Genomic DNA, 1,279 nt, shown 5'->3' with positions numbered 1-1,279 from the left:
ACCCCCGGCCACTCGACCATAATGAGGGTAAAGGGGGTTTCTGCCAAAAACTCTTGCCCTCCAAAGTAACAGGTTGTATAGGTATGCACTTTCCCTGTTAAGGGTAGCTGCATCCACTCCGTCTCCGCTCCGCAAGTCATGCAGTGACTGCGCGGAGTCGCAAAGGTACCGCCACACTTCGTGCATTTACTTCCTTTGAGCTCTCCTTTCGCTAAACCCTCAAAAAAAGGTGAATCTTGTGCATAGCTATGAATGTAATCCACTTCATAGTGGTATTTCATAACGATAGGGTCTATGTTATAAAGAATACATCCTTGTTCGACTTCGTCCATCTTGACTGGCATTGAAACACTCTTTTCACTCATAGTTAGAACCCCCTCTCGAGAATGCTACAGGTAATATAAGTTCCTGTCCCTGCATGACTGTGAATCAAACCTCGTTTGGCTCCTTTTATTTGCAAAGTTTCATCCCCGCCAAAATGTTGACCAATAGTCCCCTGAAGCTGCCAGAGGGCAAAGACAGATTGCATCAATCCCGTTGCACCCACCGGATGACCACAGGCTAATAGTCCTCCTGAAGGATTCACCGGCATTTTTCCGTTGACATTGGCGGCTCCCGATTCTACAAAGGTTCCACCTTCTCCATATTTACACAACCCTAAATCTTCATAGGTTTGAATTTCCGAAGAGGTAAAGGCATCGTGAAGCTCTACGAAATCCAGCTGCTCCATGGGGTTTTCGATCCCAGCCATTTTGTAGGCTTCTTTCGCTGCAACTCGACCTCCCCTAAAAGAATGTACCCCTGGGTATTTTAAGCCTTTATAATCCTCTGCTCTTTCATGGTTTAGAAGGATAACTTCGCGGGAAGGACGATCCGACAAACGCATGGCATCTGTTCCCGTACCCACACCAGATATCAGGATTGGTTTGTCTGTTAACTTAAAGGCCATCTCTTCCGAGGCTAAGATCGCTGTGGCTGCTCCGTCTGACATGACGCAAATATCCAAACGTTTTAGTGGGTCAGCCACCATTTCTGAATTGAGAACATCTTCAATCGTTAGCTCTGCTGGAAACTGAGCGTAAGGATTATGCAGTGCGTTTCCGTGATTTTTAACTGAGACTGCCGCAAGTTGCCGCTCTGTGGTGCCAAATTCGTGCATATGTCGTTTGACCATCATTGCATAATAGCCAGTGTAAAAACCGCCAACTGGGTAATCAAAGTTAACATCTGACGCAAGAGCTATAAACTCATTCCCCTTCCAGGTATTTACATGGGACAT

General features: G+C 46.2%; 2 protein-coding genes. Both read right to left on the bottom strand.

Going from position 1 to position 1,279, the window contains the following annotated elements; translation table 11 throughout:
• Positions 1–365 (bottom strand): Zn-ribbon domain-containing OB-fold protein (locus M8E35_RS26295; protein WP_252473924.1); only part of this gene is annotated, 365 nt, incomplete at its 3' end.
• A gap of 2 nt (positions 366–367) precedes the next feature.
• On the bottom strand, positions 368–1,279 hold a 912-nt coding region (locus M8E35_RS26290), incomplete at its 5' end, for a thiolase C-terminal domain-containing protein (RefSeq protein ID WP_373887495.1).

This window comes from Desulfosporosinus nitroreducens (assembly GCF_023897015.1).
Taxonomy (GTDB): domain Bacteria; phylum Bacillota; class Desulfitobacteriia; order Desulfitobacteriales; family Desulfitobacteriaceae; genus Desulfosporosinus; species Desulfosporosinus nitroreducens.
This window is presented reverse-complemented; position numbering and strand designations above follow the sequence as displayed.